At 30.9% G+C, this 6683-nt stretch carries 5 protein-coding genes and 1 riboswitch; all 5 genes read right to left on the bottom strand.

Annotation, left to right across the window (positions count from 1 at the left end; translation table 11 throughout):
- Positions 1 to 211 precede the first annotated feature (211 nt).
- The 5 genes from JK634_RS14385 to nhaA all read right to left on the bottom strand — a co-directional run bounded on the left by JK634_RS14385 (position 212) and on the right by nhaA (position 6529).
- Positions 212 to 1618, bottom strand: a complete 1407-nt coding sequence (locus JK634_RS14385) for an NCS2 family permease (RefSeq protein ID WP_202768369.1) — start codon at positions 1616 to 1618, stop codon at positions 212 to 214.
- A 125-nt stretch (positions 1619 to 1743) separates the two neighbouring features.
- A riboswitch (purine riboswitch) is annotated at positions 1744 to 1845 on the bottom strand.
- Between the two features lie 44 nt (positions 1846 to 1889).
- Complete coding sequence (gene yaaA / locus JK634_RS14380) at positions 1890 to 2657, bottom strand: peroxide stress protein YaaA (protein ID WP_202768368.1); 768 nt, start codon at positions 2655 to 2657, stop codon at positions 1890 to 1892.
- A 66-nt stretch (positions 2658 to 2723) separates the two neighbouring features.
- Complete coding sequence (locus JK634_RS14375) at positions 2724 to 4274, bottom strand: cell wall-binding repeat-containing protein (protein ID WP_202768367.1); 1551 nt, start codon at positions 4272 to 4274, stop codon at positions 2724 to 2726.
- Between the two features lie 146 nt (positions 4275 to 4420).
- The gene (locus JK634_RS14370) at positions 4421 to 5209 is read right to left on the bottom strand and encodes a TIGR00266 family protein (protein WP_202768366.1); all 789 of its coding nucleotides are present in this window, start codon (positions 5207 to 5209) and stop codon (positions 4421 to 4423) included.
- Between the two features lie 126 nt (positions 5210 to 5335).
- Positions 5336 to 6529 carry a Na+/H+ antiporter NhaA gene (gene nhaA / locus JK634_RS14365; protein ID WP_202768365.1) on the bottom strand — a complete coding sequence of 398 codons (1194 nt, stop codon included), beginning with the start codon at positions 6527 to 6529 and terminating at the stop codon, positions 5336 to 5338.
- Positions 6530 to 6683 lie beyond the last annotated feature (154 nt).

Genomic DNA, 6683 nt, shown 5'->3' with positions numbered 1-6683 from the left:
TGGTGTGTGCTAAACTGTTATTATCCATTTGGATGCCTCCTTTTGTTTTTGAATTTGGCTGCGAACCTTAATTCTATTTTAACAAAAGGAGGTTTTTTTGCCTTCTCACCGCTAAAGCTTTTCCGAACACACTTGCATAGCAAGTGGTTTTAATTAGGACAAAAATAGGACCTCTCAAACTATGTTGAGAGGTCCCTCTTTATATTTAATATTAATCTGGCATTAATATAAATCTTAATATAAATAGCAATGCTAATACATACATTATAGGATGTACGTCTTTTCTTTTTCCTGTTAATAGCTTCATAATTGGATAAAATATTATACCAACAGCTATTCCATTAGCAATTGAATATGTAAATGGCATCATAGAAATTGTAAAAAATGCTGGTAGTGCTTCTGTAAAATCTGAAAAATCTATTTCTTTTACTGCACTTAGCATCAATACACCTACTATAATAAGTGCTGGTGCTGTAGCACTTTGAGGAACTATTCCAATTAGTCCGCTAAAGAATAAAGATAATGCAAATAGAATACTTACAACAACATTTGATAGTCCCGTTCTTGCTCCTGCTGCTATACCTGCTGATGATTCAACCACTGTAGCTAAAGTAGTTGTACCTAAGGCTCCCCCTATAGTTGTAGCCACAGCATCTGAAAATAATGATTTTCTTAAGTTCTTAGCTTCTCCATTTTCATCTAACATTCCGGAAGTTTGTGCTGTTCCTACTAAAGTTCCAAGTGTATCAAATAAGTCTACTAAACTTAAAGTAATAACCACCATAAATATTGTTAATGCAGCTCCTAAGACTCCTCCACCATTATGACTTAATAATCCTTTAAAGTCTTGAGCAAAGAAAGTTTGTCCTATTGGTGGTAAAGAAAAGACTTGAATACCTGATAACTTTGTTATTCCCATTGGTATTCCAATTATAGTTGTTATTATTATTCCAATTAACATGGCTCCTTTTATATTTCTAGCCATTAAAATTCCAATTATTATAATACCTATTATAGTTAAAATAACTGCGCTATTTTTAAAATCACCAAATGCCACTAAAGTTGCTGGATTTGCAACAATAATTCCACCATTTTTTAAACCTATAAGTGATATAAACAAACCTATTCCTGCAGTTATTGCATATTTTAAATTTTGTGGCATTGCATAAACTATTTTTTCTCTTATTGAAGTAAGAGTAATAACAATAAATAGAATACCTGAAATTGAAACTGCTGCTAAGCCTTGTTGCCAAGTGTAACCTAGTTTTAAGCATATATTAAATGTAAAGAAACTTACTAAGCCCAGTCCTGGTGCTAAAACAAATGGCATATTTGCATAAAAAGCCATAATAAGTGTTCCAACTGCTGCTGCAATACATACCGAAGCAAATGCCGAACCTATTACAGGATCTGAAGCAATTGTTAAATTCGCTGCTGCATCACCTTTTAATCCAAGTGCATTCATTCCACCTAATTTTAATATGTTAGGGATTACCAATAATGCATATGCAATTGTTACAAAGGTTGTAAATCCCCCTAAAACTTCTGTTTTAACGTTTGTTTTGTTCTCTTTAAGTTTAAACATTCTCTCAAAGAAATTAGTTTTTGAATTATCCATCTCAATGTTTCCTCCTAAGTAAAATAAAAAAAATTAGATTTAATCATCTAATTATTTGTTTTCGTTGCGCCAAAAAGCACCAGCTTTGTTTAGGTAAACCAAAGCTGGTGCCACTCTTGGGTAAGCGATACCATTGATTTACCCATAGAGAGAACTTTTACGGAATCCTCGTAGAAACATCTGAACCTTATCATCAGATCTATATGGGCTAGGACTTTTCTTTTCAACTAGATTATTATAATAACACTCAAGGGGAAATGTCAACAAGCAATTACTCTCTTAAAAATATTAATTGTGAATTATTTGATTCATTTTGAGAAAATTTATAACCATCAAGGTTAAAATTTTTTACCCCTTCTATGCTTTTAACCTTATTTTCAATTAAATACTTTGCCATTAATCCTCTTGCCTTTTTAGCATAAAAACTTATTATTTTATATTTTCCGTTTTTATAATCCTTGAAAATTGGGGTAATTACATTAAATGAATGAGATATTTTATTTATATTTATCACCTTGCTATACTCTTCTGATGCTAAATTAATTAATATATTATCCTTTTGATGTTCAAGTTCCTCTATAATCCCTAGAGTTATTTTTTCTGTCCAAAAATCATATAGATTTTTATGATTTGATATTTTAAGTTTTGTTCCCATTTCTAATCTATATTCTTTAATTCTATCTAGTGGCTTAATTATCCCGTATAATCCCGATAGAATTCTTAAATGCTCTTGAGCATATAAAATATCTTCTTTTGAAAACTCTTCTACATTTAATCCCTTATAAACATCACCATCAAAAGCAAATATAGCTTCTTTAGTATTCATTAGTGTGCTATCAAATGTCTGGTTTCTAAAAAAATTCAGTTCTGCTAATTTTTTCGAAATCTTCATTAAGGATGAGATTGATTCTGGATCGTACTTTTTTAGTTCATCCATTATCATTTCCGCTTCTTTAATAAACATAGGTAACTTATTTGAATCAATCTTCGATCGTTTTTTTAAATCCATTGTTTTAGCCGGTGAAATTACGTATATCATTTTGTTATCCTTCTCTAATTTGTTATTATAATATTATACATTAAAGAATTATTATTAGTAAATAGATTATATCCCCGGTTCATGTAGATATGAGGTTACATATTTGTCTTTCTCAAGAGCATCAAATAAACTTGGTACTGATTTATAGCCAATACCTTCTCTAATCATATCTTTTCTATCCAATTTATATTCCTTACTTGCATTAAGGATCTTATCTTTTTGCTCGTTTGTATATGCAATATTCACTATTAAATTATTACGATTTATTTCATTTGCCTTTTCTGATCTTGCAAAAAACTTACAATCCTTAATCTTTCCTTCTTTATATAAATTATATATCGTTTGTCCACATTTCAAATGTTGTGGATGAATATCAAACTTATATGTGTGCGCAACATGTGTAACGTTTGTAAATTTGCTTTCAAATTCTAAAGCTTTTTTGCTTAAATCATCATAATTACAATTACTTTCTGGTTCATTTAAAAAGATTATATTGTTTATATCCAATCCCAACTGTTCATCTGCTGCTTTCAATTCATTATTTCTTAGCGTTGCCTTTTCAGTTACAGTTAGTTTTTTATACCTATCCCCATTAAAAACTCCACTTTCATCTCCATCTGATACAACAACTAAGTATACATTTTCACGTCCCACTGATTCAATTGCATCAACAATTGCACTACCAGCAAATAATGTCTCATCATCTTGATGCTGAGAATAGAATACTACCTTTTCCTGATAAATATACCCTTTTGCTTGACTTATAGCAATGCTGCTAATATCGCCTAAAGAAGTAGCACTTCTAGCTCCCGCCATCACAGTTTTATCTGAGTAATCATCAATAAGAACTACAGGTTCCTTCATTACAGAAGATGTTAATGCATCAATTAATTCCTCAGATTTACTTAAATAAACATGCTGTTTATTTTGAAAAAAATAATCAATGACTTCTTTATTAGTTTCAAATCTACTCTTGCCACCTAATCTAGTAGTAAAAGTATCAAACCATGCACCAAGAACTCCTGTTCCTCCAATTGTATAAGAATCCACGTTTCTTCTATATGCTGTTGATATTCCATTAGTTAGTATTACTGGATTTTTACTTTTTGCAGCAACTGGTGATATACTCATTGCATCCGCTTGTCCAATATCTCCATTAACATAAAATATTTGTTGTACCCCTTTTGTAGATTCTATCTTATTTGCAACAGCGATTGAGGTTGAATATCTATCTGCTCCGCCTAATCTTTCTGTAGCTATTCCTTTTATATTTAAAATTCTTTCTACATTTTTAGAGATAACACCATCGCCTCCTACTAAATATACTTTATTAACCCCATTAAGCGCATTTAATGTTTTCTCTGGTATAGAATCTTTTTCTGTTAATAGTATAGGTGAATCCATAGTTCCACTAAGTCCACTTGCAGATAATCCATCTACAATTGAATACCCATTTACTAATATTGCTTGTGTATAGTTCATTTTCTGTGCTATCATACAAGCTGTTTCATATCTATCTTTTCCTTTTATCGAATCAACTTCAACTGCATGTACAGTTTTCATTTGAATTAGTATACTTGAAAATAGAATAATTGAAAATATCATTTTTTTCTTCATAATTACCACCTAAATATTAAATATGTACTTTTATTTATATTACTTTTAATTCAAAAACTACCCTAATAATTTCAAAAAAAGAAATTTAACTTTAATGATTATTAAAGTTAAATCTCAATAAATTATCATCTTTCTAACATTATTTATTAGTTGTCACCATCTAAGAAATTGCCAAGTGAACCTAATATACTGCCTTCTTCTCTTCCTGTTCTTCCTCCCATTCCTGCAGACATCATTCTAGATGCAAGTCTACTAAACGGTAAGCTTTGAATCCATACCCTACCTGGACCTCGTAATGTTGCAAAGAATAAACCTTCTCCGCCGAATAATGCATTTTTAAATCCACCTACAAATTGAATATCATAATCTACTGATGAATTCATTGCAACTATACATCCTGTATCTATCTTAAGCACTTGACCTGGAGCTAAATCTTTTTCAATTACAGTTCCTCCAGCATGTACAAATGCAATCCCATCTCCTTGAAGCTTTTGAAGTATAAAGCCTTCTCCCCCAAATAGTCCTGCTCCAAATCTTTTAGTAAATGCTATCCCTACTTGAGTTCCTTTTTGAGCACATAGGAAAGAATCCTTTTGACATATAAGTGTTCCGCCATATTGCGAAAGATGAATTGGCAAAATTTTTCCTGGATAAGGTGCTGAGAAAGATACCATAGCTCTATCATAACCTCTGTTGGTAAAGGTAGCCATAAATAAACTTTCCCCAGTAATAACTCTTTTTCCTGCAGAGAATAATTTATCCATAAATCCACCTTGATTTGAACTTCCATCTCCAAATGTTGTCTCCATTTGAATAGAATTATCCATCATCATCATCGCTCCTGCTTCTGCAATCATAGTCTCATTACTATCTAACATAACTTCTACAAATTGCATATCGTCTCCATGTATAACATAATCAATATTTTGAGCCATATGTCTTCCTCCCTAAATATATTCTAATTTAATTTAAACAAAATTTTGAAAATTTTTCAATTGTTTTCTTTCATCAAATTGTTACAGATTAAACATAGTTAAATTATATGTATTATTCTTCTTGTTTTATACTCTCTTAACCTTTTCCTTAATTTCTATAAACATAAAAACTATTGTTCCTAACACTGCTGATATAATTGATGCACATAAAATACTCGTTTTTGCTGCCAATAAATCAATATCACTTGAAAAAGTTAGTGAAGAAATAAATAATGACATTGTAAATCCAATTCCTCCTAGCACGCTAGCTCCATAAAGATGTCTTTTTGTTACATGAGATGGAAGCTTAGCAATATTCAATTTCACTAGGATGTAGGATACACCAAATATACCCAACTGCTTACCTATTACAAGACCAAATATAATTCCTAAGCTAACAGGAGAAAGTATAATTATTGAAAAACTATTAAAATCAATAGTTATACCTGAATTAGCTAATGCAAAAATTGGCATAATGACTAGAGAAGACCAAGGCGTTAGTATATGTTCAAACTTATATAACATTGATTCCTGAAACTCTTCAGAGTTTTCTCCAACTGGTAATACCATTCCAAGAAGCACTCCAGCAATAGTTGCATGTATACCTGATTTTAAAAAGCTAATCCATAGTATTAAGCCTCCAACTGTATATAAAAGTTTAGATTTGACTTTAAATCTACCTGCAATAATTAATCCTATTAGAGTAATTATTCCTATACATAAAGATCCAAAGTCAATTTGGTTCGTATAAAATATAGCGATTACTAGAATTGCTCCTAGATCATCAACTATGGCCAATGCTGTAAGAAATACAACAATACCTTTTGGTGCTTTTCTACCTACCAATGATAGTATAGCTATGGCAAATGCAATATCTGTTGCCATAGGAATTCCCCATCCTGAAATAGTTTGCTCTTTGTAATTAAATAGAATATAAACAATTGCTGGTGCTATCATCCCTCCAATAGCAGCAGAAATTGGTAAAATTGCTTTTTTTAAAGACTTAAGCTCTCCAATAACTAGTTCTCTTTTTATCTCCATACCAACTACAAGGAAAAATATCACCATTAATCCATCATTAATCCAATGCATAACTGACATTGATATTGAGAACTCTTTATATCCAATAGTTAAATATTCATGAAGTAAATGATTGTATACAGATGCAAAATTAGAGTTAGCTATTATTAATGCTAGAATCGTACAAAATAGTAGGAGTACACCACTAAAATATTCATTTTTTATAAAGTATGCTATTAAACTATCTTTTTTATTTCTCATATTAAATATCCTTTCCTATGTATATGTATTTCAATCCATAAATTTATATAAGTCATGACCACCCGTAAAACGGGTGGCATGCTCTAGCCCTATAAGGGCATATTCCTGGCTGTGTCTCAAGACACGCTGAAAAATCCACCAACCGCAAAGTTTT

Source organism: Clostridium paridis (assembly GCF_016765615.1).
GTDB classification, from domain to species: domain Bacteria; phylum Bacillota; class Clostridia; order Clostridiales; family Clostridiaceae; genus Clostridium_T; species Clostridium_T paridis.
The sequence above is the reverse complement of the archived record's forward strand: the minus strand, read 5'-3'. Positions and strand labels throughout refer to the sequence as shown.